The organism is Sulfobacillus thermotolerans, assembly GCF_039623705.1.
Classification (GTDB): domain Bacteria; phylum Bacillota; class Sulfobacillia; order Sulfobacillales; family Sulfobacillaceae; genus Sulfobacillus; species Sulfobacillus thermotolerans.
Map to the genome: position 1 here is coordinate 1,736,177 of NZ_CP133983.1, position 22,579 is coordinate 1,758,755.

Sequence of the window (22,579 nt, forward strand, 5' to 3'; positions counted from 1 at the left end):
TTTTGGGGCTATACCGGCTGTTCGACCGGGGGAATATAAAGTTGTTCCGGTTCCTTGCCGGCGCGTAATTCTTCTAGGTATGCTTCATAGGCGGCTTTTGAAGACTGCCAGTCAATGCCCATCTTATCCAGGAGTTTTTGCCATCCAGAGGTGTGCCATTGAATTTGCACCACCTTATAGGGATCGGCGCCTGCGGCTAAGGCCGCAAATTGGACATCGGCCATGACCGGCAGATCATAGTTGTAGCCATGGGCTTTGCCAATCCATTGGTTCTTGTCAAGCGTGGTCGTGCATCCCGTATCTTGCGTAATCGCGACATCGGAATGCGCTTCTTCGACCATGACCTTGATTTTGCGTTCGAGCGAGAATGAGCGGGAAAATTCGCGTTCGGTCAAGATGTGGCGGAAGCCAAATCCGCAGCAATCATACCAAGTGGAATAGTCAGCGACTTGAGCCCCCAAAGCGAGTAAAATAGCGGTCGTGGGCGCTGGGCGTTCGCCACCATAGATGTTGGGGTCATAGATGACGTCTTCAGGAATCAACTTCCACACGTGGCACGCGGGATGTACCGTGGTCACGATGTTTGACACGTCGTGAATGCGCATGGCTGCGACACGGTCGCGTAAAACGTGCAGCCATTCGCTGTAATGTACGATTTCTTCAGGAATCACCAGTTCCCGGCCGACTTTATGCATAATCCGCCGCACTTCATCGCGCAAGTCTTTGTGCTCAATTAAGAGATTGCGCATCTCTTTGTAATTACCGAAGGACGTGCCACAGTGAATCAGTGGGAAATAGCCGGTTTCATAGGCGCGGTGCCAGTTCCGGACCGCTACACTCGCTAAGGCGACCAAGTTGGACGTGCCCGAACCATGGTAGTTCCATGCGGTACAACTTGTTTGGTGCGTTTCGTCCAGATACTCTAACCCCATTTTGTTCATGAACCACATGATGCTCGTCGGGTATCCGGGGATATTGCCGCATTGCCCACACGATTTGTGATGCCATAGTTTGTTTGTGGGGATGCGTTTCGTGCGTCGCCATCTTTTTTCCTCCGTTTCTGGGATTAGCGGCTAGATTCCACCATATCCCGGAGATCCTCAACCATATCCGCCACGACTTCATAGAGATTGGGGTCGATTTCTTCAATCAGACGAAACACGCCAGTTTCTTCGTAAATGGAATACAGCTCATACGATGTCTCCGGTGAAACCCGCCATGCTGACGTCGTGACCTGCAGGGTGTAAACAGGAATCGCTTTACGCTTAATGGCCAAATCGGTCGAACTCCAAGGAATTTTTGGACCCCAGTCGGGGAAGAAGTCCGGCTGAATCATATCCGGCGTCAACTGGTTCCCGATGGACAGCACTTTGAGCAATACACGCCCATAGGGCTTCAATAGACGGTGGACGGCCTCCATGCCGCGCCATACAGCGACTTCCCGCATAATCATCACTAAGCCGCCTGGGGAATTGTGGAACGGGCAACGCATAGCACAGGTATAACACTGAGCGCACGCCCAAATGTATTCATCCATCATGGCTTTGACGGCTTCCGCGTCACCCGATAACACGGTCTGCACGACGATGCGTGGAGAATAGTCAAAGAACCGGTGGGATGGACACGACCCACTACACACACCACAGTTGAGACAGCCATGAATCACTTCCTCGTAACGCAAGTCGCTTTGAATCGCCTCTAGCAAACTTTGCGCGTCTTGCTGCCCCACATCATCGGGATCAAGCCGGAGATGGGTGACGGTGTCGTTGTCATGACTCATCAATAGTCACCTCCTCTAAGCGAACAGATGCCGCTTTGTCTAGCTGAGATACACAAGCCGATCAGCCGATAACAGCAATTCATGAAAATCGGCGGCTCCGATCCACTCCATCGGCCACATGACCGCCTCGGGATCCAGATGAACCAAAGGTAAGCTCAACCGACATCCATAGAATGTGACCGACTGCTCTTGCGCGGTGTGGATGAAATCCATCAGCCGCTTGCCACTGCCATCCAGTGCTAAGGTGTTTTCGGCAAACCCTGGCTCAAAGATTGACAGCCCGCTTTGAGTGAAAATAATGGCCGCTTCATGGTCGAGGGCCCGCGCCACGGTAGCCATGAAAAAGACCGTAAAACAGCGCTCTGGCTGTTCCCGACCACGTGTTTGGACATACACAAATCGCGCCATTTGATCTTCTCTCCTTTGCTTTTCGCATCAATCGGGCTGGTTCTTTAGAGCCAACGGCTGATTGGTGTCATCCTAGCACCGATTGAATTGCGATTAAATAATCCGTGCGCATGAATTGCGTATGCATTTTACTCCGATCATTACAAAGTACAGCGACCAAGCGTCTTTACTACTGCTTGGTCAAATCCAACACCGCTTATCCCAAGTACGACAAAAACGCCACCGGCTCGCCGCTTTTGTTTGGTGAAATGCCTCACAATGTAGGGGAGATAGGGCCATGTGGTCCATATTGTGAGGGCCATTCGGTCCTACTGCGTTATGGCTTTAGAGCCAACAATGACTGTAGCGCCTCGTAGTGCCTGAACCCGTGGTCTAACGGTCAGGCGGTGCGCGGAAGGGAGAATAATCGTGGCTGAATCCGAATGTATTATTCCTGAAGATCGGTATTACTGGATTGAGAAACATGTGTGGGCGCGGCCCCTCGGAGATTTAGTGGAAGTGGGCATAACGGACCCCGCACAAGGGTTGGCAGGTAAAATGTTGGTGTGTCGCATTAAGCGCGCTGGCCGAGAGCTCAAACGGGGCGCGAGCGCTGCGACGCTGGAGAGCGGCAAGTGGGTGGGCGGCGTTTCGACCCCGTTGTCCGGTGTTATTAAAGAGGTCAACGATGTGCCTGAAAAAGATCCCGAGGCGTTGAACCGCGATCCCTACGGAGCCTGGCTCTTTCGAATGGCTCCTAGTAACTGGGCGGAAGATGCCAAGGAACTGGTAACAGGGTCTCAAGGAGTGCAGGAATATCGCGAGAAGATCGCGCAAGACGGGATTCGCTGTGGTCATTAATCGGATGTGGTGAAAGGGGAGGACAGGGATGGAACAGGTGGTGGATGTGCGGGGACTCTCGTGCCCTATGCCCATTATTAAAACCAAGAAGGCGATGGATCAAATTCAGCCGGGGGATGCGTTGGTAGTGTTGGCCACAGATCCTGGCGCCGTTGCAGATTTTCAGGCGTATGCGCGGCGCACGGGTCATAAGTTGTTGCAGGCGGAGCAAGTGGAAAAAGAATTTCATTTCAAGTTGGAAAAGGTCTAATAGAACGGCCATCCTAGGAGGCGGTATAGATGGAGACGAAAAAGATTCTGTACATTCAGACGTCTGGTCCGGATACGCCGGCGCGTATGGCGTCGCCTTTTTTTCTCGCCACGGCGGGGTGTTTGTTAGACCATGACGTGACGATGCTTTTTACGATGCACGGAACGCAACTTATGAAAAAAGGTGTGGCGGAACAGGTGTTTGTCAAAGAAGGGGGCCAAACCCTGCAATATTTTATCGACCAAGCGCTAGAGGCGGGTGTCAAGTTCTTAGTGTGCACGCCTAGCTTGGATTTGAATGACATGACGAAAGACGACTTAATTGATGCGGTCACTGACGTGGTGGGAGGAACTTTTGTCAATGAAGAAGCGTTAGAGGCGGATCTGGTCATTTCCTTTTAGGGTCACCACCTAGGCGCAGGAAAAAAGGGGGTCGCGTTATGCGCGTGGTCAATTTAGGGACGGTGTCCGTGCCCAGGTCTTTAGCCGTTTTTCATGCAGTGGCGCAAGAAGCAGCGCCTTCGGATGAAATGACGTTAGTGTTTGCGCGGCCTGCAGAAGCGTTTGTCTCGGTGGGATATCATCAGTTGGCCAGCCGGGAATTGAACGTGCCCTATTGTCGCTCTCATAACATTCCCATTGCGCGGCGGTTAGTCGGTGGAGGGGCGGTGCTTCTCGACCATAATCAGGTGTTTTGGCACCTGATTATGCCGGGGGCGCATGCATCGGTCAAAGATTTGTATCAGGCGTTGCTGCCCGCTCCTGTCGCTGCATACCAGCGCATGGGGATTAATGCGGCGATCCGGCCGCTGAATGACATTGTTGTGGGGTCGCGCAAAATTGGCGGCACGGGTGCCGCGACGATTGCGCACAGTCTGATTTTTGTGGGAAGTTTGATGTATGATTTTGATCGGGAGCTAATGGCGCATGTCCTCAATGTGCCTTCCGAAAAATTCCGTGATAAGACGGTGCAGGCGATGCGAGATTACATGACGACAATGACAGAGCAGTTGCCACAAGGGGTTCCGTCAGCGGAGGAAGCGATTGACATTTTAAGTCAAGAGTTTGCTAACATGCTCGATACACCTGCGCATTATGAGGACTTGCGCGAGAATGAGGAAGAAGCGGCCAAGCAGTTCGCCGTTCAGTTGTTTGATCCCGATTTTGTCTTTCAAAACGAAGGCTGGACGGTGCCTGGCACGAAAATTACCGGGGACGTTTACTTGTATGAAGGTCTTTACAAGGCGCCAACCGGATTGGTGCGAGCCATTTGGCGGGAGCGGGAAGGCCTTATTGAAAGTGCGTGGCTTGGGGGAGATTTTTTGATTGAGCCTGCCCAGGCGCTGCAAGCACTGCAAGATGCTATTAACCAGGCGTCCTTGTCTGTGCAAGACCTGCCCGATTTTGTGGAGCGCTTGTTTCGTGAAGGCAAGGTGAAAGGTATTGCCGCTGATGATATCGTTCAAGCCTTTCTACATCGGGCGAACTTAGAGGAAGCGGCAATGGCTGAAGGGGGAACCCAAAGGGGGGCCTGAATATGCCGTCGGGGTTGCGTGAAAAAATTGTGCTCTATTTGACAGACCATCCCGTGGTGACCACTGAAGAATTGCGGCAGGAAATGGGGGTTTCCAGACGGCATGTGCAACGAACCCTGCACCAACTGGTGAGCGAAGGGGTGGTGCGCATGTCTTTGTTACCGGGATCGCGCCATACGGGAGAATATCGCTTGGTTCCGAAAGAGAGTACGGCCATGCAACCGGTGAATCGGTTGCTCAGTGCGATTCAAGAAGCCGGAGGGCCGGCTTTGCGGGATCGTATTTTAGAAATTTTTATTGATGATTATTACCGCGGGCGCATGGACCACACACCTGACGATGTGTCGCGTGATGAGTCCTTAATGATGAGCTGGAATAAGACCCCGAATGGCTGGTGGATTACTATGCAGCGATGCCCCTTTCCTTATTGGCGTGGAACGCAGTCCGTCTGCGATGCGGAAGCACGGGCGTTTGCGCATCATCTCGATGCGCCGGTGATTCATTTGGCCGATGGAGAGCGAGGTGTCTGCCAGTTCTTTGTCCCTCTGCGTACGGATATGGCGACGACTGAGAAGGGGGAACGGCACGATGACTGAGGCTAAATGTGAAGAGATTCTCGTTATTGGGGATTTTCCTGATCATCATCCGGAACAAGGGTTGCGAGATCTTGCGGCGATTCGTCCCGGAGCTGACTGGGAATACATCTCGCTAGGAACACAAGGTCCAGATTTTTACCGCGATTTGTTTTTTGGAGGCTATTTGGCCACGATGCAACGGGCTCGGCAATACATTGCGCAGAAATTGGCGGACAGTCCACCAGGTCGGCGCTTTGCTATTATTGGACGGGGTCTGGGCGGGTTGGTAGGCCTTTGGGCGGCGGCAGATAACCGGACCGCGCCGATCCAATGTGTCGTGTCCATTTCCAGCACGCCCAATTTAGATTACTTGAAAGATAAACATCCCCATTATGGATGGCCCGCAGATGAGGTGAAAAAGGCACTCCTCGATTGGGATGTGAGTTATAAGGTGCCGCGCATTGGATCGCGGGCGGTGCTCTTGATCCATAGCGACAATGATAGCGAGATACGGGCCAATTGGGCTGAAGAATTTTTCTTATTGGCGACGGGCGTCAGCAAGTGGCCAGAGCGGTGGGACTATCACCGTATTCCAGGATTGCCACATGTGTGGCCCGGCTCCCTTGGGGAACCTTGCCGAGAAGCTCTGAGTTATACCAAGCAGTGGGTCGACCAGTATTTGGATGACACGGCGGTTGTTCCGAGTCGCTAACAAGACAGGTTTTTGCCTCCGGTTCGGGCGCGGAGGCTTTTTTTGATCCACGTTGTCTTAAACTTCGACGTGGTAGAAGTCTGAGGAATAAGGAATCATCCGTCCGCATATTCTTAATTGACCAAAAAATTATCAGAAGGTATAATTTTCCTTAAGATTTTCTTCCGAGCGTAAGATAGGCTCAATGGCCTTGAGACCTAGGACAGGCACATGATTTGATGCATCTTAACGATGAAACGGAATAGATAAAGGCACCCCGAGTGAAAACTCGGTTCGCAAAGCCACAGGGTCTACCGTCCCGTTGAAAGGGGGCCATGACAGCCGTGCTGCCGCATATGCATCCAGGAGGATCTTCTTCGTCAGTGGAGTTTCCGCCCGGGGATTTCTATTGGATTTTTTCACGGGGCTTAGCATTACGCGGGATTGTGTCCATCTTTTTGTGGTGGAATATCATGGCGTTTCCCGGAAAGAGCCTTCCCCATGCGTGGCTGTCTGCTTTTGTTGTCTCGGCTGCCGACATTTTGGCATGGTTGTTGCATCGGCACCACGCGAGTTCCGTTATTTTATTGGCGGTTATTACAACAGTTTTTGATTTGGTCTTAGGTCTCGTGGTCCTTACGGAATTTTCGATTACGCTGGCATCGAATGCTCCCGCCCTCTTGCCTCTCATTGGCATTGAACTCATCGCCTACTACAATGGTGTAGGCTACTGGATTGCGGTAACCTACTGCAGTATTGCGGTTTTGACGTTATGGCCTTTTCCGTCCCGTCCTTTGACGAGTCTAGCCGTTAGTCATATGGCCTTTTGGTTGATTGTCAATTTTCTTGTTCTGTCCGCTGCGGCAACGCTTCGGCATCGCGCGTCTGTCGTGGAAGTTCACGATGCCTTGGGGAGTCTGACAAGTCGAGAACGTGAAGTCTATGGTCTTTTGCAGTCGGGGTTGAGTCAGCGAGAGATCGGGGACCAGTTGCATATTGAGAGAAGTACAGTGAAAACCCACGTGCAACATATCCGCCAGAAACTGGGGTTGGACGATTCCAAAGAAAGCTAGTCCGCGGGGGATGTTGGCATATTCTTTAATCCCCCGGGGGGCTATGACAAAATCACCTCGATCTCCCCCTTCCTCATCACCCCACGCCTCAGTTATACCAGTTGTGAAGGAGGCGATGCATGTGAATTCTACAAGCCAATTGGTTTCCCTAGGCAGCATTACGCTGGCGACAAGTGGCATTATGAAACTGTTGCTCATCCATTATCCTTGTCTATCGATTCCGCGGGCCGTTTTCATCATTGCCGAAACCTTAATTTGTTTAGCTGCTGTGTTTGCGCAGCAGTTTCGCTGGAGTGGACTTCCTGACCTCTTGTTTAACGGCTTTATTAGCGCCGCGTGTTCGGTCGAGATGCTCGAATCCAAGACGCGCCCTCCCAAGGTGTCTCCCCCGCATCCTGCACCGAAGCCGTAAGGCTGTGTGTTTTATGCTAAGGGGTACTTTCTCGGTGACATTGTCCTCCTGTTTGATACAATAGGACAGAATGTCTAGCAGAAGGGAACGATGGATGGATGAAATTTCGGTGGCCGCACCGGAATCATGCGAAGGCGATTGCGGAACGCCAGGCCTATCTCCGCGCGTTGCCGCAGATGGAGCAGAGCGGTCAAGAGATCTTTTCGTGGTCTTTGGGTCCTGAGCGATTAGCTTCTTTTCAAGAGTGTCTCACGGGGGAAATGGTCTTGCCTGTAGGGGTCATCGGTCCCCTCGTAATTGATATGGGGATTTATGAACGTGATGAAGCCCATCAATTGCAGGAAATAGGGCGCCACGCCGATCGTGTTTTTGTACCGGTTGCGCATACGGAAGGCGGACTGTCTGAATCGATGCTGCGCGGCATGCGGGTTATCGATTTGGCGGGTGGTGTAAAAACATGGCTTTTACAAGATGAAATGACTCGAGACTGCGCTTTTGTTTTTTCAACCGCTGCGGAAGCTGTCCGATTGGCGCGGTGGTGTGCCCAAGAGGAATCTCACTTGAAAGCATGGATTAACAATCCTGATCATCAGGATAAAGGTGCGGTGCGGGCGGCCATTTCGCGCCATGCGCAATTGTTGCGGATTCGCACCCGGGTTGTGGGCCCTGTCTGTCATGTTCTTTATGGGTTTGACACGCAAGAAGCGTGTGGGCCGAATATGATGACGCGTAACGCCTATGCCTTAAATGAGTATATTGTCAATGCGCTTAGTTCCGAGGGGCTTGTCCCGCACCAGATCTTTTTAGAGGCCAATTTAGGCGGAGACAAAAAACCGAGTTATGAATACTTTGCGGGCGGACACGGCAAAACCGTGGTGGCGGAAGTGGTGCTTCCGGATGACGTGGTAGCGCGTCACTTGCATACCACGCCTCAAGGGCTGCAGATGCTCGAATGGGTGGGCTTGCACGGGGCGCATGCGTCCGGGATGCAGTCATTTGGATTTACGCCCGCCTCCGCTATCGCTGCAATTTTTGCTGCGACAGGTCAAGATTTGGGGATGGTGGGAACTAGTAGCATGGCTCAGGCCACCGTGTCACGGACCCCTGAAGGAACTGCTTTTAGCATTACCTTAGGGGGGATAGAGGTCGGCACGGTCGGCGGCGGCACACAGTTGCCCCATGCACAACAATACTTGCAAATGATGCAATGCCAAGGACCGGGTTCTTCTAAGCGCTTGGCCCAGATTATTGGGGCGTCCGCCTTAGCGCTCGAGATTTCCGCTGCCGCCTCCATGGCGAGTCGGGGCAGTGAAAATTTTTTTCGCACGCACTGGCAGCGCGGTGGGCTCCGGTAGGGGCCCTCGTGCTTTAAACACATTGTGCGCGTTGAAATAACGGGGTTTGGCACAAGAGCGCCAGAAAGCAGGTTGAACAGCGTGACGATTTGAGCCCACGAAACGAGAGTGGGGTGGGATTGGCAGACGGCTCGGGAGAGGACGTACTGAAGCGGACTGACGCGGGGCCACGTCCGCTGGGGGGGAGTGCATCGTAAAGCCCAATACGGCGCGCTTTGGTTTCAATATCAGTGCGCAGACGGTCTAGAAATCCCCGACCATCCATGCCGACTTCTTCGGCATCAGCGTATAGCCGTTGATACATCGATTCCATAATTCCGAGCAGCTCGTCTTTCATGCCCATAAGGGCTTGCACGCGTTCTCCAGAGACCTGCGGGATCGAACGCTTGAGATAATATTCGGCAAACGCTTGATGGCGTGATTCATCGCGCAAGATGCGCCCCGATAGTTTGCCAAAAAGAGCTTCAGGCTGTGCTTTGGCATACAGGGTATAAAAGTTTTTGGCGAAAATGTCACTAATGAGGATGCCCCACACCCAATCTAGACGATCCCCTTTGCGCAATCGGTTATGATAGCGCAGCATTTGGCATATTCATCCATGAGAAAACTGCTGAGATAGAGCTGGGCGCTGGTTTCGCCCGCGTTGGCCATTTGCGGCAGAACGACGCTGGCGCCAATCATTGCGGACTGCTCGCCTAGATACACAGGGGTGAGCATGCGGGCTAACGCTAGTGATTGGGATGGAGAAAACTGAATGGGATCATTCCAGTCAACGTCGGCCGTTGACCACTGGGCTTTCACTCCTTTGTGGAAGAGGCGCACCAAAAGATCCTCGTCAAAACGTGGGAAAACTTTTATCACCAGCGACCATCCTTTCGAGAATCATGCCAGGCTTCTTGCTTCGTGACATGTGGAAGGGGAAACTTTTGCGCTGAAGCAGCGCCTTCCAAAACGTTACCAAAAGTTCTAGGCCATTGCAAACGAATGGCTTGTGCCCAGCGATTTTGCACGGATACAACAAGCCCACGGATCGTCACGCCGAACAATCCGTGGGTCTCACATGAGGCAATTTAAGAGTCTTTGGCCCACTCTTTTTGGCGCAGTTCGATGCGGCGGATCTTCCCTGAGACGGTTTTAGGAAGATCTGTCACAAATTCGATCGCGCGTGGGTACTTATAGGGGGCCGTTTGGGTTTTTACGTGTTCCTGGAGCGTGTGGGCTAGCTCTGGTGAGGGAGCAATGCCCGGCCTTAACACAACAAAGGCTTTCACGATCTCGCCGCGCACGGGGTCGGGAGAGGACACGACGGCTGCTTCCAATACCTCCGGCCGTTCAACTAACAACGATTCCACCTCAAAGGGGCCAATACGGTATCCGGAACTGATAATGACGTCATCAGAACGGCCGACAAACCAATAATAGCCGTCCTGATCAATGACGGCACGATCCCCTGTAATGTAGTAGTCTCCAACGAATCGCCTGGCCGTCCCTTCTTCGTCATTGACGTATCCCTGGAAGAGGCCGGGTGGACGTGTGGGTCGAACGCGGATGGCGATATCGCCTTCTTGACCGCGGGGCAACGGTTGTCCTGCGCTATCAATGACTGTCATCTCAAATTCTGGGGCGGGTTTGCCCATGGAGCCTGGGCGAACGGGAAGGCCAGGGGTATTGGCAATGAGCAGGACAGTCTCTGTTTGGCCATAGCCATCACGGATTTCTAGGTTGGTGGCGCGGCGGAATAATTCGATGACTTCGGGATTTAGCGGCTCACCAGCGCTGACAGCGGAACGTAAAGTCGGAAAGTGCCACTGTGTGAGGTCTTCTTTCACCACCAGACGATAGACGGTTGGCGGCGCACAGACTGAGGTGATGGGATGCGCTGACAAAATTTTTAAGAAGTCTGTCGGGTTGAATTTGCCTTCCATGTTATCCACCGCAATGGCAGCGCCCACCATCCAGGGGCCAAACAACGAACTCCAAGCCGCTTTTGCCCACCCTGTGTCAGAGACGTTCCAGTGTAAATCAGATTCGCTTAATCCAAGCCAATAACGGGCCGTGATGGTGTGCGCACGTGGATAGTCTTGATTATGCAGAACCATTTTCGGGTAACCCGTGGTCCCGGAGGTAAAATAAATGAGGGTGGGATCGGAGCGAAGCGTGGGATTTCCTGAGAAGCGCTCATGGGATAAAGAATACGGATCCAATGTCGCCCATCCTGGACGAGTGGCGCCGACAATAATTCGGATATCTACGGGGGCTTGCTGCTCATCGATTTTTTCGGCGGCATCAGGCGATACGATGGCGCACCGTGCCTGCGACGTTTCAAGGCGGTACTGTAAATCTTTAGCGGTTAGTTGCGTGGTGCCGGGCATCGCAACGGCTCCTAGTTTATTGAGGGCGACCATCACGGGCCAAAACGCCAGATCTTTGCCGAGAACAATAAGCACGCGGTCTTGGGGCGACACCCCTTGGTCGCGCAACCAGGCTGCGGTCTGATCGGAGATGCGAGATATATCGGAAAAGGTATAGGAGCGACTATCTTCAAAATTCAGAAAATAAAGCGCGGTATCATTGGGATGTGTGGACGCCAAATGGTCGATGACATCGCGTCCAAAGTTCCAGTAATCGGGTTGAGCCGACATCGCTGTCTCTGCCTCCTTGCATAACGAAACGCCTAAGATAGAAAATGATGGTGAGAACAAAACAACTCCAGTGCTCCTATCATATTAACGTTTTGTCGTGCACAGTGCTATGAGTTCTCGGAGAAACTGTCAGTGACTGGAAAGGACTGCAAAAGCACAAAGAAATAACCCGTTTCGCACTCAGTAGAGAGAGGTTGGGCCCATGAACATAGCGTATGTTGTGGATTTTCTTCAGGTTTCGTCTAGGGGATTGGAGTGTTCGCCGGTGGCAGATGCCTTAGCGGGCTTGCGGGCGCATGAAGCGCGGTATTTTAAAAATAAGTACAACCATGATTTTACAGTCATCCCGGCTCAGAACAGTCAGGATACCATATGCTATGTGCGCCGCATTCTAAAAGAAGAACGTAACATTGAATTGGCAGCCACTCCCTTGGAGACATCGCGGTTTAAGCTGGGCAATATTTGGTGGACCTATGTCTTCTATCAAGATGGGCTTGAGGTGAACGTCATGTATTCCGTAGATAATCCTAAGAAGCGTGCGGTGGGATTTAAACTGGCCGAAACGATGCCTGTTCCCGCAGAGTTAGAGGGGACATTTCGGTTTGCTCGGCAAAAATCCAAACTTGCGGGGACGATTCGGGGTTCGTTTTTTGTCATTAAAGGCCAATACGAATGGTGACTAACCGCTGACCTCTTTGATGGCCACGAAACACATCTTATCATTGCACACGTCCTGCTAGCATAGGAAAACAAGGCCTGTCACGCTTTGATTGACATATGTCATGACAGATGATATATCCTAATCGGAGGTGTCGCAATGGCGGAGGATATTGTAGAGGCTCGTGGCATTGAGTGGGTTCCCGCTTCAGAGCGCCATGGTCGTCCATCGCAATTATTTACGTTATGGTTTTCGGCTAATTTAGGGATGCCGGCATTGCTTGTCGGCGTGTTAGGCCCGGTACTTGGCCTGAGTATCGGCCAGACTCTCTGGGCGGTCTTATTGGGCAATCTCCTGGCGTCGACCCTGCTCGCGTTGGTGGCACAAGCAGGAACGGGACAAGGCTTAGCGCAGCTTCCGCTTGTGCGGAGCGTTTTTGGGCGTCTGGGAAACTATGTGCCTTCGTTTCTGAACACCTTATCGGCGACGGGATGGTACACCATTAATACCGCTATCGGTGGTGAAGCGGTATCTCGGCTTCTGCAGTGGCCTTTAGGATGGAGTCTGGCCTTGTTGGCCGCAGCTCAGGTGGCGTTGGGATACTTGGGCTACGGCGTCATTGTGCGGTTTGAGCGCATTATGGCCGCTGTTCAAGCGGTCTTGTTTTTGCTGATGACGGTTATCGGATGGCACTTGGTGGCGCACCTTCCGGCGGCGCGCCCGGCCTCTTACGGACCTTTCTTATTAGAAGTGGCGGCGGTGGCCTCCTATTCTTTCAGCTGGGCCCCTTATGCATCCGATTATGGTCGTTATCTGCCCGAAACCACGCCGCCCCGTCATGTTTTTTGGGCAACATTTACCGGATCATTTGCGGCCACGTTATGGGTGGAACTTTTAGGTGCAGTGGCAGGCGCGATGGGATGGGGGGCTTTAAGCCCTGTTGCCATGGTCAGTCGGTGGATGGGAGCGTTAACCGTGTGGGCGCTTTTGGCGATAGCCTTTGGGACGATGACGGCGAATGCGGTCAATGTCTACACGGCGACCTTGTCCTTTTTGACCCTCGATATTCGTGTGCGCCGTACCCATGCCGCGGCAGCGTTGGGAGTTGCGGGATGGATATTGGCGTGGAGCGCGAATGCCCATTTATTAAGTGATTATGAGAACTTTTTGCTCCTTTTAAGCTACTGGGTTGCCCCGTGGATTGGCATTGTGTTGGTTGCTAAGGCTCGGGGCTATATCAGCAAAGACCAAGCTTTGGGAGCTCCTCGCTGGAGATGGCCAGCACTGTGGGCGTTTGTGGCAGGGTTGATTGCGGTTGTTCCGTTTATGTCTACGACGTTGTTTGAAGGGCCCATCGCACGGATCTTGGATAATGGGGATACCGGGTATTATGCAGGATTTCTGGTCGCGGCCGTAGTTTACGGATGGTTGAGTCGCCCGGAGTCCCGTATGGCTGCATCCCGTTCGGCTCAGGGATAACAGACGTTTTTATCGCCTCAGCCCAGGTCCTAGCCACACAGGATCTGGGCTGAGGCGCGTGTGGCTGGTCTGCGCTGAGAGCCGTCGAGGAGGTTTAAGCTGCTTGCTGTCAATCTATGATGATCTCTGATAATATGTTATAATATAATAAGGTGATGGTATTATGGATGAGCAGTTTGTCAGTATCGGCAAGGCGGCCAAGATGCTCGGCATGAGCATCGACGGACTCCGGAAGTGGGAACGCGAAGGGCGCCTGATTCCGGTGCGTACCGTGACGAATCATCGGCGCTATCGGGTCGCGGACTTACGCGCCCTAATGCACGAGGATGCGCCTGATGGTGCTAAGGATACTCGTTGTCTCCTCTATGCCCGCGTCTCGACCACAAAACAACAAGACGCGGGGAACTTGGATCGTCAACTCGGGCGGTTAACCGCGTTCGCTGCGGAGCAGCGATGGACTGTGGTGGCGGCTCTTACCGATGTCGCGAGCGGCTTGAATGAAAAACGGCGGGGTCTCCATCGGTTGCTGGAGCTTGCTCAGCAACACCAAGCGGGCATCGTGGCTGTGGAATCCCAGGATCGATTGGCGCGCTTCGGGTTTACTTATCTGGAAAGTTACCTGCACGCCTTTGGCGTGCGTGTTGTCGTCATGGAACACACGGTGAAAGACGATCAGCAGGAACTCGTGGAGGACTTGATTGCCATTACCACGTCGTTCTCGGCCCGCATTTATGGCAAACGCGGAGGGAAAAAGATGGGTGCGACCGTGCGTCAAGCGATGGCGACCTTAGCTCAGGAAGGAGTCCCCGAATGAAGACGACCATTTTGGGTGTCTTGCTCGATGTCACGCCCGATCAGGACACGGCGTTACGCCGTTTGATGCGCAAATATGGGTTCATGCTACGGTTTGCCTTTCAACGCTTGGTTGGAGGACTACAAAACATCGGTGGTTTGGAACGTCACTGTGCCAGTGAAACGGAGTTGCCGCTGCGTTACGCCAAAGATGCGGTGCAAGAAGCGCAAGACCTCATGCGGGCCCGCCATCAAGCCATGAAAGACGGGGCGACTTTATGGACGCAACGCGTGAAAAAAACCCGAGAACGGTTGACCGCACTCCGGGCCTCCCCGCATCCGAATGCCCGCCGCATTGCGGGACAAGAACGTAAGCTCACGCATCAAGAAGCCCAGCAAGCGTTTTATCAACAGCATGTCGAGGCAGGCACCTTTCCTCCCGTGGTGTTTGGCACAAAAAAACGGTGGTTGGATCGGTTCAAGACTCTCGATGACCCCCTCGCCGAACAGGAACGCCAGCAGGCGTGGCGGGAAGAATGGGACGAGAGCCGGAATGGTCGGCTGTCAGCGCGTGGGGATCGAACCAAAAGGGGCAATCCCCTCCTGCGCGTCCGCGCAGGAACCGACCATTGGATCGTAGAAATCTCTCTCGATTGCCTCAAACCGGGCAACCCCGACGCCAAAGTCCCTCGGTATGAGAAACTGGAGATCCCTCTCTATATTGCGCGGAAGGTGTCCAAGAAAACTGGCCAAGTCCATGGCCGGGATTATGAGGGGCTGCTGCGTCGGGTGCTCGCCGCCGGCGACCCCTATCAAGTCGAAATGCTCCGACGTCAAGGACGGTATCAGGTCCGCGTGACCGTCGAAGAAGTCCCCGCGCCCATCCAGACCGATCCTCGTCATGGCTGGGTGGGAGTGGATACCAACAGCACCTTTTTGGCGCTCTGTCACGTGTTGCCGAACGGCAACGCCTGCGCCTTCGCGACGATCGGGGACCCCCGTCTCTTCGATGTCCGATCGACCCAACGCGACGCGTTGGTGGGAGGTCTCGCGGTCGAGACCGTTCAGTGGGCTAAGGCTCGTGGAGCGGGACTGGTCGTGGAAGACTTGCAGTTCATCCATGATCGGGATGTGAGCGCCAAGTTTAACCGCGTGACGCACCAGTTTAATTACCGGGCCTTGCTGACAGCGGTCGAACGACAGGCCGCGCGGGAAGGCGTCGCCTTGCGGAAAGTCAAACCAGCTTATACCTCGATTATCGGGCGGTTCAAGTATCAGCCGCAATACGGGATGAGCGTGCATCACGCCGCGGCCCTCGTGATCGGACGACGAGGCGGACTGAAAGTCCGCCGAGAAAACGTCCCGAAAGCCTTGCGGCTCTGGATGCAAGACCGCGATCAATGGAACGACCCCACTTATCGGAAAAATGATTGGAGTGCATGGGCTCGGATTAAACGGATCATGACGAAGACGTTGGCATCGCACCATCAGTATTTGAGTGCCTGGTTAGGGTATCGCAAGACGTTATTCTCCGAATGACCCACATCTCATTCCCCTGTCGCCACCACGTGGCGAAAGGAGCGACGGGGCATCTTGATGAGGGCCCAGTAACACTGGGGCTCAGGGCACCACCGACGGGACACCGATGGGAGTTTCCTGCCATCCTTCTCCTGCCGGGATCTTGAGCGGTGCGTGGGGGAAAAACATCCCCACGCGATGGAGCGGAAGCCACCCCCGAGCAGACGAATCCTGTGAGGACTGCGGGTCCCGTTAGGGGCCGAGAAAAGCCGAAAGAGATTATCGTAGGTTTTTTTAACCAGGCTACCGGAGGAGTGTTTTTAGGCGCGCTGATCGATAACCTGATGATGCCATCTGAACCGCGCTCTCAGACATGCTTAGGCTTGTCTTACGCCCTATACGCAAGGGCCCGTGGCCGGGTGGCCGCGGGACCCTTGCGTATAGGGCGTCGCCTGGTATGAACCCCCTGCGGCTCACAGCGAGGTGATGAGTGGTTGGCTCCTCGTCATTCCCATTAGACTTTGGGGTTGGCCGACGAGGTTTCTTGCGAAAGCACCATGACGGAAAGCGCTACGAGACCTTGGGATTCGCTATGTGCTTGGGGCATAACCCAAACACGAACCGTGGCGCCTGGGGTCAGTTTGGACCAGTCGCCTTGGGGCACGTAAATAGCGGTATGGCTCGTCAGCGCAATATTGGCCGCTTGCGGTTGGTTAGGGATTGATACGGTAATCACAGACGGACTAATTTGTCTAATTGTGCCCGTGATAGGGGGGAAGGAGACGTGGACCAATTGGGCGATAACCTGGTTGTCGGCGGTGCCTTGGCCGCGTACATAGACGCGGTACCCGGGTTTTAGATATTTCATGCCTTTGGGACCCGTTATCGGCGGTTCGCCTGGTGTGACGTATTGAGTTTTGTCTGTAAGCTGCACGTTACGGGATAAGGTGGTGAGGTTGCCGTGAGGATCTTCTAATGCTAACGACACGGAATGGTCGCTGTAACTAGTGATTTCTCCGCGCATGGCGACTTGAATCGCCGGCTGCCCTGTCACCGCTCGCGATAGCGCCGCGGTTGATCCGCTTGAGGCATAATGCACCACAACAAACGCGACAAGAAGCGCCATCAGCCAGCCAGCGGTTCTGCGGGACATCGAAAATTTTTGCTTCATGTCCATCCCTCCTGTGTTACGAGATATTCGTAAGCAGGAGTTTTTAGTCCGAGTTGCGAACAACCTCAGTAAGAAAACTTTAGGAGTATGCCAATGCCGACGCGAATTGATCATCGAGTATTAGGGTGGATGTTGGTCTTATTAGCCGCGAGTATGATTTGGGCACATGATATGCATACGGGGCTCAGTGGGGACGTGTATTGGCAGTGGGAGGCCGGACGTTATATGTTGGCACACCACATGGTTTTGCATCGGGATGTGTTTTCCTATACGCTTTTTCATAAGCCGTGGGTGACCGAAGAATGGGGTTATGAAGTGTTGTTGGCCGCCGTGGTCAAGGGTTTTGGCCCTGTTGGCTTTTGGTTACTATCGGCGGGCGTGGGCACGGCAACGGTGGTTCTTTTATCATGGTTATTACATCTTCGGGGCACGCATGGGATTAAGAATGGCTTGTTGGTGTTGATGGCAACCCCCGGACTTTTAGTATTTGTCAAAGACCGCCCGCAAACGCTGAGTTATGCGCTCTTTGTCCTCATGCTTATTATTTTAACGAAATCCCGTAAGAACCCTCATATCTTATGGGCCGCGGTTCCTTTGCTATGGTTTTGGACCAATGTGCATGGCAGTTTTCTCTTAGGGTTCTTGTCGCTAGGGTTGGAGGGGCTGTGGGGACGCTTACCTGTTAATACCCAGCGCGTGATGACCCCGCCGACGCAAGTGGGTGGCAAACAGTGGGCCACGGTGTTCGTTGTGGCGTTGTTGTTGTCGTTTCTCAATCCCAATGGTCCTGGCCTTTGGGCCTACTCATGGCACGTCACGTTTTCCCACCGTATTTCAGATATCATTGCGGAATGGCAATCGCCGGATTTTCACGATGTGTCCATGGTGCTTCTGATCTTAGTTCCTATGTTTGTGCTGGTGCTATGGTCATTATTTGGAGACACGCCTATGCCCTGGCCCGATTTCTTTTTGGCAGCGGGGCTCTTTTATGCCACTATGAAGTCGGTACGATTTCTTCCCTACTGGGATCTACAGTGGCCTGTGTTATTGGGAGTGATGGTGGCCCCCTGGGAATTTCGGCGCGCTTCAGGGTGGATTGGAGCGCCTTTTGTGGCCGCATTAAGTGTTGTCATCGTGTTGGCCCACCCGATTGTTTCTGCTGGAGTGGAAAGCGGGGAACCTGTGCTTGCCGCGAACTATCTGCAACACCACTCCGGACATGTCTTTAATATGTATCATTGGGGAGGATACCTCATTTATCGACACATTCCGGTCTTTATTGATGGCCGCACAGATTTTTATCTCCAAGGGCCGGAAATTACCCAATACATGGATGTGAAAAACCTGACAACTAATCCCACTAACCTGTGGACACGCTATAATATTCGCTATGTGCTGTGGGCTCCAGGCACGGCGCTGGCGACCTATTTACTGAGCCAGCCCGCCCATTGGAGGGTGGTAATCCGGACGAAAACTGCTATCTTATTCCAGCACCGGGGATTATGGCACGCATAGGGGGAAAGACTGTGTCGGCTGAGCAGCCATTGATTGCGGCGCTGCAGCGTTACAAAGATGAGAGGAAAGCGCGGTGGCACACGCCGGGTCACAAAGGGCAAGCGCCCATGGGGCTCGTCGACGGGGCATCAGATGTGACTGAGGTTGGGGAGTTGACCCCTAAATCCCACCGCCGCGATCCGTTGCATACCTCAGAGGATTTGATGGCCAAAACTTTTGGGACGCTGCGCACATGGTACTCGGTTCAAGGAGCGACGTTGCCTGTTATGGCCTCCATCTTGGCGGCGTGTCGGCCAGGCGATACCGTGTTAGTTGACTATAGCGTAACAGTCGTACGCGAACCTGGGGGGACGATGCTCGGCGAAACACTTCGGGGCATGCTCTTGCATACCGTACAGATACATAGCCCACATGCCGAGTTTTTGCTCTTTGCTGCCGCGCGAGCCGAACTGGTGGCCACGGTTATTGCTCCGGCGATGGCAGAAGGCCATATTGTCATTGTGGACCGGTTTGCAGATTCCTCCGTCGCATATCAAGGTTTTGGACGCGGCTTAGATGTAAAATGGATTACAATGGTCAATCAGCAAGTGATGCAAGGGATTGAACCCGATGTGACATTTTGGTTGCGAGGCCCGTCGTTTGCTCGCGGGGAAGACAACATGGAGCGTCAAGACGAACAATTTTTTGCTCGGGTTGAGCAGGGCTATTTAGCGTTGGCACAGGCAAACCCTACGCGGTGGCAGATTATTGATAGCCAGCGCCCGGTGGAGGTTGTCGGTCAAGACATTCAAAGCATACTCCACCATATGTGGAGCGAACATTGAGAGGAGGCTGGATGGAGTGAAATTGGTGATTGCCATTTTACAAGATAAGGACGCGTCCCAAGCGGTGACCGAATTGAACCGACGGGGATTTCGCGCCACGAAGCTAGCCAGTACGGGAGGATTCTTGCGGGAAGGCAACACCACCATATTAGTGGGGATTGAGGAAAAGGATGTCGAAGCGGTCATTCACATTCTGAAGCGCACGTCGGCCGCACGACAGGAAACGCTGACGCCACAGACGCCGAGCCACAGCGGTGAACCGTATATTCCTTTTCCAGTGGAAGTGACGGTGGGGGGCGCCACCATTTTTGTTGTCGACATTGACCGTTATGAAAAGTTTTAACAGCCTTTATGTAGCGTCATGGCCTGCTGTGGCCCAAGCCTGGCAGCACAAGGTGTTAGGACAGACGTTGCTTCTGATGGGAACGGACGATGACGTGCGTCGTCTAGCCGAGGCCATAGCCCGCCAGCTCCTATGTGAAGCAACGGGCGAGGTCGGGTGCACGTGTCGTTCCTGCCTTCGAAAATTGGAAGAGCACCCCGATCTCGTCCATGTGCAACCCGAAAAGATGCGCATTCGTCGCGAGCGCTTGGTGCCCGTGTTGCACAGTCTATTTCGCTTGCCGTTATGGGCCCCACGCCAAGTGGTGTGGATTGAGCAAGCTGACAGCATGACCGAAGCGTCCCAGAATTACCTTTTAAAGAGCTTAGAAGAGCCACCGCCCTATGTGACATTTATTCTAGCCACTAACCAGCCTGCGGGATTACTGGAAACAGTCCGCAGTCGCTGTCAGATCGTGCGTGCGCCCAGGACCCCCGAACAAAACGCTTTGGACCAAAACTTCTCACCTGACAAGCTGCTAGAACAAAATCCTTTAACCCCGACAGGTGTGATTGATCTGGCCTACTGGGCTAAAGCACGATTTCGAGAGACTGGAAACCCAGGGTATTTATCACTGTGGGATGCCGCGTTTCAAGCGTTTCACCATATGGAATCGAACGGCAATGCCGAGATTGCGCGCGAAATTTTAGCGAGTGTCTATAGCCATGTGCGATAAGCAAGAGGCAAGCTGGTGGGTTTATATATTGCTTTGTGAAGATGGTTCTTTTTATACGGGCATTGCGCGCAATGTCGCGAAACGATTTGCTGCGCATCAGAAAGGACGAGGCGCCCGCTATACAAGGGCGCATCGACCTGTTAAAGTTTGGTGTCAATTTGGGCCCTATTCTCACACTCTCGCCTTACAAGAAGAACGACGGCTAAAAAAATTATCCCATCATGCCAAGGAGGCCTTGCAAGCGATTGGCTAACGCAGAAGAACGCAGGTGGGTGGAGCCAGGCCATGTCTATTTGGTGGGCACTCCCATTGGTAATTTAGAAGATTTTTCTCCCCGAGGACAAGCCGTATTGCGGCAGGTGGACCGTATTTTATGTGAGGACACCCGCGAAACAGAGATTTTGTGCCGCCAATTTGGCATCACTCGACCGCTCGTGTCATTTCACGCGCATAATGCACAAAAACGCTTGCCGTTGATTGCCCAATGGTTAACAGAGGGCCAAAGTTTGGCGATGGTCTCCGATCGAGGCATGCCTGCTGTCTCCGATCCGGGACAAGAATTGGTCGCGTTTTTGTACCAACACGCATGGCCTTTTACGGTAGTGCCTGGACCGTCGGCCCAAGTGGTGGCCTATGCGGCGTCCGGCTATCCCCATCCCTATGTCTTTTGGGGGTTTTTGCCCAGCGCTGGTAAAGCGCGTGCCGAGCGCGTGGCGGAGATTGCGGCCTCGGCATTTACGGGTGTGCTGTACATTGCACCGCACCATATGGAGAAGACCTTAGAAACCTTGGCCAAAGCCCTAGGCTCTCATCGACAAGTGACCGTTGGTAGAGAATTGACGAAGCGCTTTGAGGAATTTTGGCAAGGAACTCTGGGAGATTTGTTAGCACAAGAGCGCATGTGGCGCGGGGAGCTTGTCCTTGTGCTGGCGCCGCCTAGGGAAGTGGTGCAAGAAACCGATTGGGAAGCGTGTATGCGCGCGGTAGAAGAGCGGGTTGAGGCCGGAGAAAAAACAAAAGAGGCGATAGAATATATCGCCTCAACCCATCACGTCTCACGCCGAGAGCTATATAATCGCATTCAAAGTATGCGGCGAAACAATTAGACCGCTTCGATGTGAAGGCTCGTGAGACAGTCATGGCAAATGTTCTTGCCGCGGAAGGTTTCAATGTTGTCAGCGTTGCCGCAGAAAATGCAAGCGGGCTCGTACTTCCGGAGTACAATCATTTCCCCGTCGACATAGATTTCAAGTGAATCTTTGTCCTCAATGCGTAAGGTGCGCCGCAATTCGATGGGCAATACAACCCGCCGGGAATCGCATTATAGAGGAGAGCTCCGATGAATAGAGGGGTCCAATGAATGCGCAAGGGTTCTAACCAAAACGCGAGCAGAATCAAAGCCAGTCCCCCCACGGCGGTTTGCCATGCCGTGACGGCGATGATGTCCGTTTGTGGCGGGGCGGCGCGTTTTTGCCAGACCGCTGAGGCGGCCCAAAAGACCCCTGAGAGCAGGGCTAAGAGAGTGCCTAAGGTATGGGGCTGTGTATGCCATGGCTTGAGAATGAAGACCAATCCGACTAGTGCCAAAGTTAAGGCGGGCCATTGGAGTCCGTGCACGCGTTCGCCGAGAAGCGGCCAGGCCAAAATAATCAGCCAAAGTGGCATCATGTAGACGAGCATGGCCGTCTGCCCGGCTCCACCGAATTGGAGAGCCCATAAGGCAAACCCAACAAATCCTGTCGTTTGCAGCAAGCCTAAAGGAATGACATAACGCCACGTGGGGGCTTTTAGGGGGCGCTTGGTGGCAATGCCAACCCCGAACAAGACGATGACGCCGCCCAAGACTCTGAACGCCGCAAAATAGAGCGGCGGCGCATCAACAAGAGCCGATTTCATGATGACCCAGTTATATCCCCAAATAAGGGTCAAAAGTGCCAGAGCAAGGAGGGGGCGAGTTGTTGAGCGCATCGGATTCACAAGAGAAAGCTCCTATCTATTCCATAT

The 22,579-nt window shown here is 53.4% G+C and carries 28 protein-coding genes and 1 riboswitch; of the genes, 19 read left to right on the plus strand and 9 right to left on the minus strand.

Annotated features, from left to right (window positions below; all coding sequences use genetic code 11):
* Positions 1 to 8: 8 nt before the first annotated feature.
* From ORD20_RS08875 to ORD20_RS08885, 3 genes are all read right to left on the minus strand, one after another.
* Positions 9 to 941 (minus strand): heterodisulfide reductase-related iron-sulfur binding cluster, encoded by a 933-nt coding sequence (locus ORD20_RS08875; protein WP_430626108.1) that lies wholly within the window; start codon positions 939 to 941, stop codon positions 9 to 11.
* 125 nt (positions 942 to 1,066) lie between these two features.
* The gene (locus tag ORD20_RS08880) at positions 1,067 to 1,780 is read right to left on the minus strand and encodes a 4Fe-4S dicluster domain-containing protein (protein ID WP_173677050.1); all 714 of its coding nucleotides are present in this window, start codon (positions 1,778 to 1,780) and stop codon (positions 1,067 to 1,069) included.
* A gap of 39 nt (positions 1,781 to 1,819) precedes the next feature.
* Entirely contained in the window at positions 1,820 to 2,188 is a 369-nt protein-coding gene (locus tag ORD20_RS08885; protein WP_103374100.1) for a DsrE/DsrF/DrsH-like family protein, read from the minus strand.
* A 408-nt stretch (positions 2,189 to 2,596) separates the two neighbouring features.
* Here ORD20_RS08885 and ORD20_RS08890 point away from each other — a divergent pair, with 408 nt between their 5' ends.
* The 9 genes from ORD20_RS08890 to ORD20_RS08930 all read left to right on the plus strand — a co-directional run bounded on the left by ORD20_RS08890 (position 2,597) and on the right by ORD20_RS08930 (position 8,918).
* Positions 2,597 to 3,028, plus strand: coding sequence for a glycine cleavage system protein H (locus tag ORD20_RS08890; protein WP_242968202.1), 432 nt, complete (start codon positions 2,597 to 2,599; stop codon positions 3,026 to 3,028).
* 28 nt (positions 3,029 to 3,056) lie between these two features.
* Positions 3,057 to 3,278 (plus strand): sulfurtransferase TusA family protein, encoded by a 222-nt coding sequence (locus tag ORD20_RS08895; RefSeq protein ID WP_103374098.1) that lies wholly within the window; start codon positions 3,057 to 3,059, stop codon positions 3,276 to 3,278.
* A gap of 29 nt (positions 3,279 to 3,307) precedes the next feature.
* The gene (locus ORD20_RS08900) at positions 3,308 to 3,679 is read left to right on the plus strand and encodes a DsrE/DsrF/DrsH-like family protein (RefSeq protein WP_103374097.1); all 372 of its coding nucleotides are present in this window, start codon (positions 3,308 to 3,310) and stop codon (positions 3,677 to 3,679) included.
* Positions 3,680 to 3,717: 38 nt separating this feature from the next.
* Positions 3,718 to 4,812 (plus strand): lipoate--protein ligase family protein, encoded by a 1,095-nt coding sequence (locus ORD20_RS08905; protein ID WP_103374096.1) that lies wholly within the window; start codon positions 3,718 to 3,720, stop codon positions 4,810 to 4,812.
* A gap of 2 nt (positions 4,813 to 4,814) precedes the next feature.
* Positions 4,815 to 5,408: an HTH domain-containing protein gene (locus ORD20_RS08910; protein ID WP_103374095.1), complete on the plus strand. Its 594-nt coding sequence runs from the start codon at positions 4,815 to 4,817 to the stop codon at positions 5,406 to 5,408.
* Positions 5,401 to 6,099, plus strand: a complete 699-nt coding sequence (locus ORD20_RS08915) for an alpha/beta hydrolase family protein (protein ID WP_103374094.1) — start codon at positions 5,401 to 5,403, stop codon at positions 6,097 to 6,099. Before ORD20_RS08910 ends, ORD20_RS08915 begins: the two co-directional genes overlap by 8 nt.
* Positions 6,100 to 6,339: 240 nt before the next feature.
* A riboswitch (cyclic di-GMP riboswitch) is annotated at positions 6,340 to 6,433 on the plus strand.
* The gene (locus tag ORD20_RS08920; protein WP_430626109.1) at positions 6,414 to 7,151 is read left to right on the plus strand and encodes a response regulator transcription factor; all 738 of its coding nucleotides are present in this window, start codon (positions 6,414 to 6,416) and stop codon (positions 7,149 to 7,151) included. Its footprint overlaps the riboswitch before it by 20 nt.
* Positions 7,152 to 7,272: 121 nt before the next feature.
* Positions 7,273 to 7,563 carry a hypothetical protein gene (locus tag ORD20_RS08925; protein WP_103374093.1) on the plus strand — a complete coding sequence of 97 codons (291 nt, stop codon included), beginning with the start codon at positions 7,273 to 7,275 and terminating at the stop codon, positions 7,561 to 7,563.
* Between the two features lie 98 nt (positions 7,564 to 7,661).
* Positions 7,662 to 8,918: a 3-hydroxy-3-methylglutaryl-CoA reductase gene (locus tag ORD20_RS08930; protein WP_103374092.1), complete on the plus strand. Its 1,257-nt coding sequence runs from the start codon at positions 7,662 to 7,664 to the stop codon at positions 8,916 to 8,918.
* A gap of 13 nt (positions 8,919 to 8,931) precedes the next feature.
* Here ORD20_RS08930 and ORD20_RS08935 read toward each other — a convergent pair whose 3' ends face one another.
* From ORD20_RS08935 to ORD20_RS08945, 3 genes are all read right to left on the minus strand, one after another.
* The gene (locus tag ORD20_RS08935) at positions 8,932 to 9,501 is read right to left on the minus strand and encodes a hypothetical protein (RefSeq protein WP_430626110.1); all 570 of its coding nucleotides are present in this window, start codon (positions 9,499 to 9,501) and stop codon (positions 8,932 to 8,934) included.
* The gene (locus tag ORD20_RS08940; RefSeq protein ID WP_430626111.1) at positions 9,459 to 9,779 is read right to left on the minus strand and encodes a hypothetical protein; all 321 of its coding nucleotides are present in this window, start codon (positions 9,777 to 9,779) and stop codon (positions 9,459 to 9,461) included. Before ORD20_RS08940 ends, ORD20_RS08935 begins: the two co-directional genes overlap by 43 nt.
* A 209-nt stretch (positions 9,780 to 9,988) precedes the next feature.
* A complete protein-coding gene (locus tag ORD20_RS08945; protein WP_103374089.1) occupies positions 9,989 to 11,560 on the minus strand; it encodes an acyl--CoA ligase in 1,572 nt (523 codons plus the stop codon).
* A gap of 208 nt (positions 11,561 to 11,768) precedes the next feature.
* Between ORD20_RS08945 and ORD20_RS08950 the strand changes: the two genes are divergently transcribed.
* The 4 genes from ORD20_RS08950 to ORD20_RS08965 all read left to right on the plus strand — a co-directional run bounded on the left by ORD20_RS08950 (position 11,769) and on the right by ORD20_RS08965 (position 16,028).
* Entirely contained in the window at positions 11,769 to 12,239 is a 471-nt protein-coding gene (locus ORD20_RS08950; RefSeq protein ID WP_103374111.1) for a phage tail protein, read from the plus strand.
* Between the two features lie 138 nt (positions 12,240 to 12,377).
* A complete protein-coding gene (locus ORD20_RS08955) occupies positions 12,378 to 13,697 on the plus strand; it encodes a purine-cytosine permease family protein (RefSeq protein WP_103374088.1) in 1,320 nt (439 codons plus the stop codon).
* Between the two features lie 163 nt (positions 13,698 to 13,860).
* On the plus strand, positions 13,861 to 14,511 hold the full coding sequence (locus ORD20_RS08960) for an IS607 family transposase (RefSeq protein ID WP_430626112.1): 651 nt from the start codon (positions 13,861 to 13,863) through the stop codon (positions 14,509 to 14,511).
* Positions 14,508 to 16,028, plus strand: coding sequence for an IS200/IS605 family accessory protein TnpB-related protein (locus tag ORD20_RS08965; protein WP_430626113.1), 1,521 nt, complete (start codon positions 14,508 to 14,510; stop codon positions 16,026 to 16,028). The genes ORD20_RS08960 and ORD20_RS08965 overlap by 4 nt, the downstream gene beginning before the upstream one ends.
* 493 nt (positions 16,029 to 16,521) lie before the next feature.
* On the opposite strand, the gene ORD20_RS08970 is transcribed toward ORD20_RS08965, so the two are convergent.
* Positions 16,522 to 17,178: a DUF5666 domain-containing protein gene (locus ORD20_RS08970; RefSeq protein ID WP_103376043.1), complete on the minus strand. Its 657-nt coding sequence runs from the start codon at positions 17,176 to 17,178 to the stop codon at positions 16,522 to 16,524.
* Between the two features lie 93 nt (positions 17,179 to 17,271).
* Between ORD20_RS08970 and ORD20_RS08975 the strand changes: the two genes are divergently transcribed.
* From ORD20_RS08975 to rsmI, 6 genes are read left to right on the plus strand one after another with little or no spacing between them, the layout of a single operon-like run.
* Complete coding sequence (locus tag ORD20_RS08975; RefSeq protein WP_103376044.1) at positions 17,272 to 18,693, plus strand: hypothetical protein; 1,422 nt, start codon at positions 17,272 to 17,274, stop codon at positions 18,691 to 18,693.
* Between the two features lie 11 nt (positions 18,694 to 18,704).
* A complete protein-coding gene (gene tmk / locus ORD20_RS08980) occupies positions 18,705 to 19,517 on the plus strand; it encodes a dTMP kinase (protein ID WP_430626114.1) in 813 nt (270 codons plus the stop codon).
* Positions 19,518 to 19,533: 16 nt separating this feature from the next.
* Positions 19,534 to 19,860, plus strand: coding sequence for a cyclic-di-AMP receptor (locus ORD20_RS08985; RefSeq protein WP_103376047.1), 327 nt, complete (start codon positions 19,534 to 19,536; stop codon positions 19,858 to 19,860).
* A complete protein-coding gene (locus ORD20_RS08990) occupies positions 19,826 to 20,575 on the plus strand; it encodes a DNA polymerase III subunit delta' (protein WP_146039077.1) in 750 nt (249 codons plus the stop codon). The genes ORD20_RS08985 and ORD20_RS08990 overlap by 35 nt, the downstream gene beginning before the upstream one ends.
* On the plus strand, positions 20,565 to 20,828 hold the full coding sequence (locus tag ORD20_RS08995) for a GIY-YIG nuclease family protein (RefSeq protein WP_103376049.1): 264 nt from the start codon (positions 20,565 to 20,567) through the stop codon (positions 20,826 to 20,828). Before ORD20_RS08990 ends, ORD20_RS08995 begins: the two co-directional genes overlap by 11 nt.
* The gene (rsmI, locus tag ORD20_RS09000; RefSeq protein WP_242968577.1) at positions 20,821 to 21,681 is read left to right on the plus strand and encodes a 16S rRNA (cytidine(1402)-2'-O)-methyltransferase; all 861 of its coding nucleotides are present in this window, start codon (positions 20,821 to 20,823) and stop codon (positions 21,679 to 21,681) included. The genes ORD20_RS08995 and rsmI overlap by 8 nt, the downstream gene beginning before the upstream one ends.
* Here rsmI and ORD20_RS09005 read toward each other — a convergent pair.
* Together ORD20_RS09005 and ORD20_RS09010 are read right to left on the minus strand one after the other, a co-directional pair.
* Positions 21,678 to 21,875, minus strand: a complete 198-nt coding sequence (locus ORD20_RS09005) for an AbrB/MazE/SpoVT family DNA-binding domain-containing protein (protein ID WP_430626115.1) — start codon at positions 21,873 to 21,875, stop codon at positions 21,678 to 21,680. The genes rsmI and ORD20_RS09005 overlap by 4 nt on opposite strands.
* Positions 21,800 to 22,543 carry a DMT family transporter gene (locus ORD20_RS09010; RefSeq protein WP_430626701.1) on the minus strand — a complete coding sequence of 248 codons (744 nt, stop codon included), beginning with the start codon at positions 22,541 to 22,543 and terminating at the stop codon, positions 21,800 to 21,802. Before ORD20_RS09010 ends, ORD20_RS09005 begins: the two co-directional genes overlap by 76 nt.
* Between the last annotated feature and the right edge of the window lie 36 nt (positions 22,544 to 22,579).

Bases quoted from the DNA above. Each gene is read 5' to 3' on its own strand.
- ORD20_RS08970 (WP_103376043.1), bottom strand. From the start codon at position 17,178: ATGAAGCAAAAATTTTCGATGTCCCGCAGAACCGCTGGCTGGCTGATG.
- ORD20_RS08920 (WP_430626109.1), top strand. From the start codon at position 6,414: ATGACAGCCGTGCTGCCGCATATGCATCCAGGAGGATCTTCTTCGTCA.
- ORD20_RS08885 (WP_103374100.1), bottom strand. From the start codon at position 2,188: ATGGCGCGATTTGTGTATGTCCAAACACGTGGTCGGGAACAGCCAGAG.
- ORD20_RS08910 (WP_103374095.1), top strand. From the start codon at position 4,815: ATGCCGTCGGGGTTGCGTGAAAAAATTGTGCTCTATTTGACAGACCAT.
- ORD20_RS08900 (WP_103374097.1), top strand. From the start codon at position 3,308: ATGGAGACGAAAAAGATTCTGTACATTCAGACGTCTGGTCCGGATACG.
- ORD20_RS09010 (WP_430626701.1), bottom strand. From the start codon at position 22,543: ATGCGCTCAACAACTCGCCCCCTCCTTGCTCTGGCACTTTTGACCCTT.
- ORD20_RS08880 (WP_173677050.1), bottom strand. From the start codon at position 1,780: ATGAGTCATGACAACGACACCGTCACCCATCTCCGGCTTGATCCCGAT.
- ORD20_RS08995 (WP_103376049.1), top strand. From the start codon at position 20,565: ATGTGCGATAAGCAAGAGGCAAGCTGGTGGGTTTATATATTGCTTTGT.
- ORD20_RS08915 (WP_103374094.1), top strand. From the start codon at position 5,401: ATGACTGAGGCTAAATGTGAAGAGATTCTCGTTATTGGGGATTTTCCT.
- ORD20_RS08935 (WP_430626110.1), bottom strand. From the start codon at position 9,501: ATGCTGCGCTATCATAACCGATTGCGCAAAGGGGATCGTCTAGATTGG.
- ORD20_RS08875 (WP_430626108.1), bottom strand. From the start codon at position 941: ATGAACAAAATGGGGTTAGAGTATCTGGACGAAACGCACCAAACAAGT.
- ORD20_RS08965 (WP_430626113.1), top strand. From the start codon at position 14,508: ATGAAGACGACCATTTTGGGTGTCTTGCTCGATGTCACGCCCGATCAG.
- ORD20_RS08960 (WP_430626112.1), top strand. From the start codon at position 13,861: ATGGATGAGCAGTTTGTCAGTATCGGCAAGGCGGCCAAGATGCTCGGC.
- ORD20_RS08905 (WP_103374096.1), top strand. From the start codon at position 3,718: ATGCGCGTGGTCAATTTAGGGACGGTGTCCGTGCCCAGGTCTTTAGCC.
- ORD20_RS08955 (WP_103374088.1), top strand. From the start codon at position 12,378: ATGGCGGAGGATATTGTAGAGGCTCGTGGCATTGAGTGGGTTCCCGCT.
- ORD20_RS08975 (WP_103376044.1), top strand. From the start codon at position 17,272: ATGCCGACGCGAATTGATCATCGAGTATTAGGGTGGATGTTGGTCTTA.
- ORD20_RS08945 (WP_103374089.1), bottom strand. From the start codon at position 11,560: ATGTCGGCTCAACCCGATTACTGGAACTTTGGACGCGATGTCATCGAC.
- ORD20_RS08930 (WP_103374092.1), top strand. From the start codon at position 7,662: ATGAAATTTCGGTGGCCGCACCGGAATCATGCGAAGGCGATTGCGGAA.
- ORD20_RS08895 (WP_103374098.1), top strand. From the start codon at position 3,057: ATGGAACAGGTGGTGGATGTGCGGGGACTCTCGTGCCCTATGCCCATT.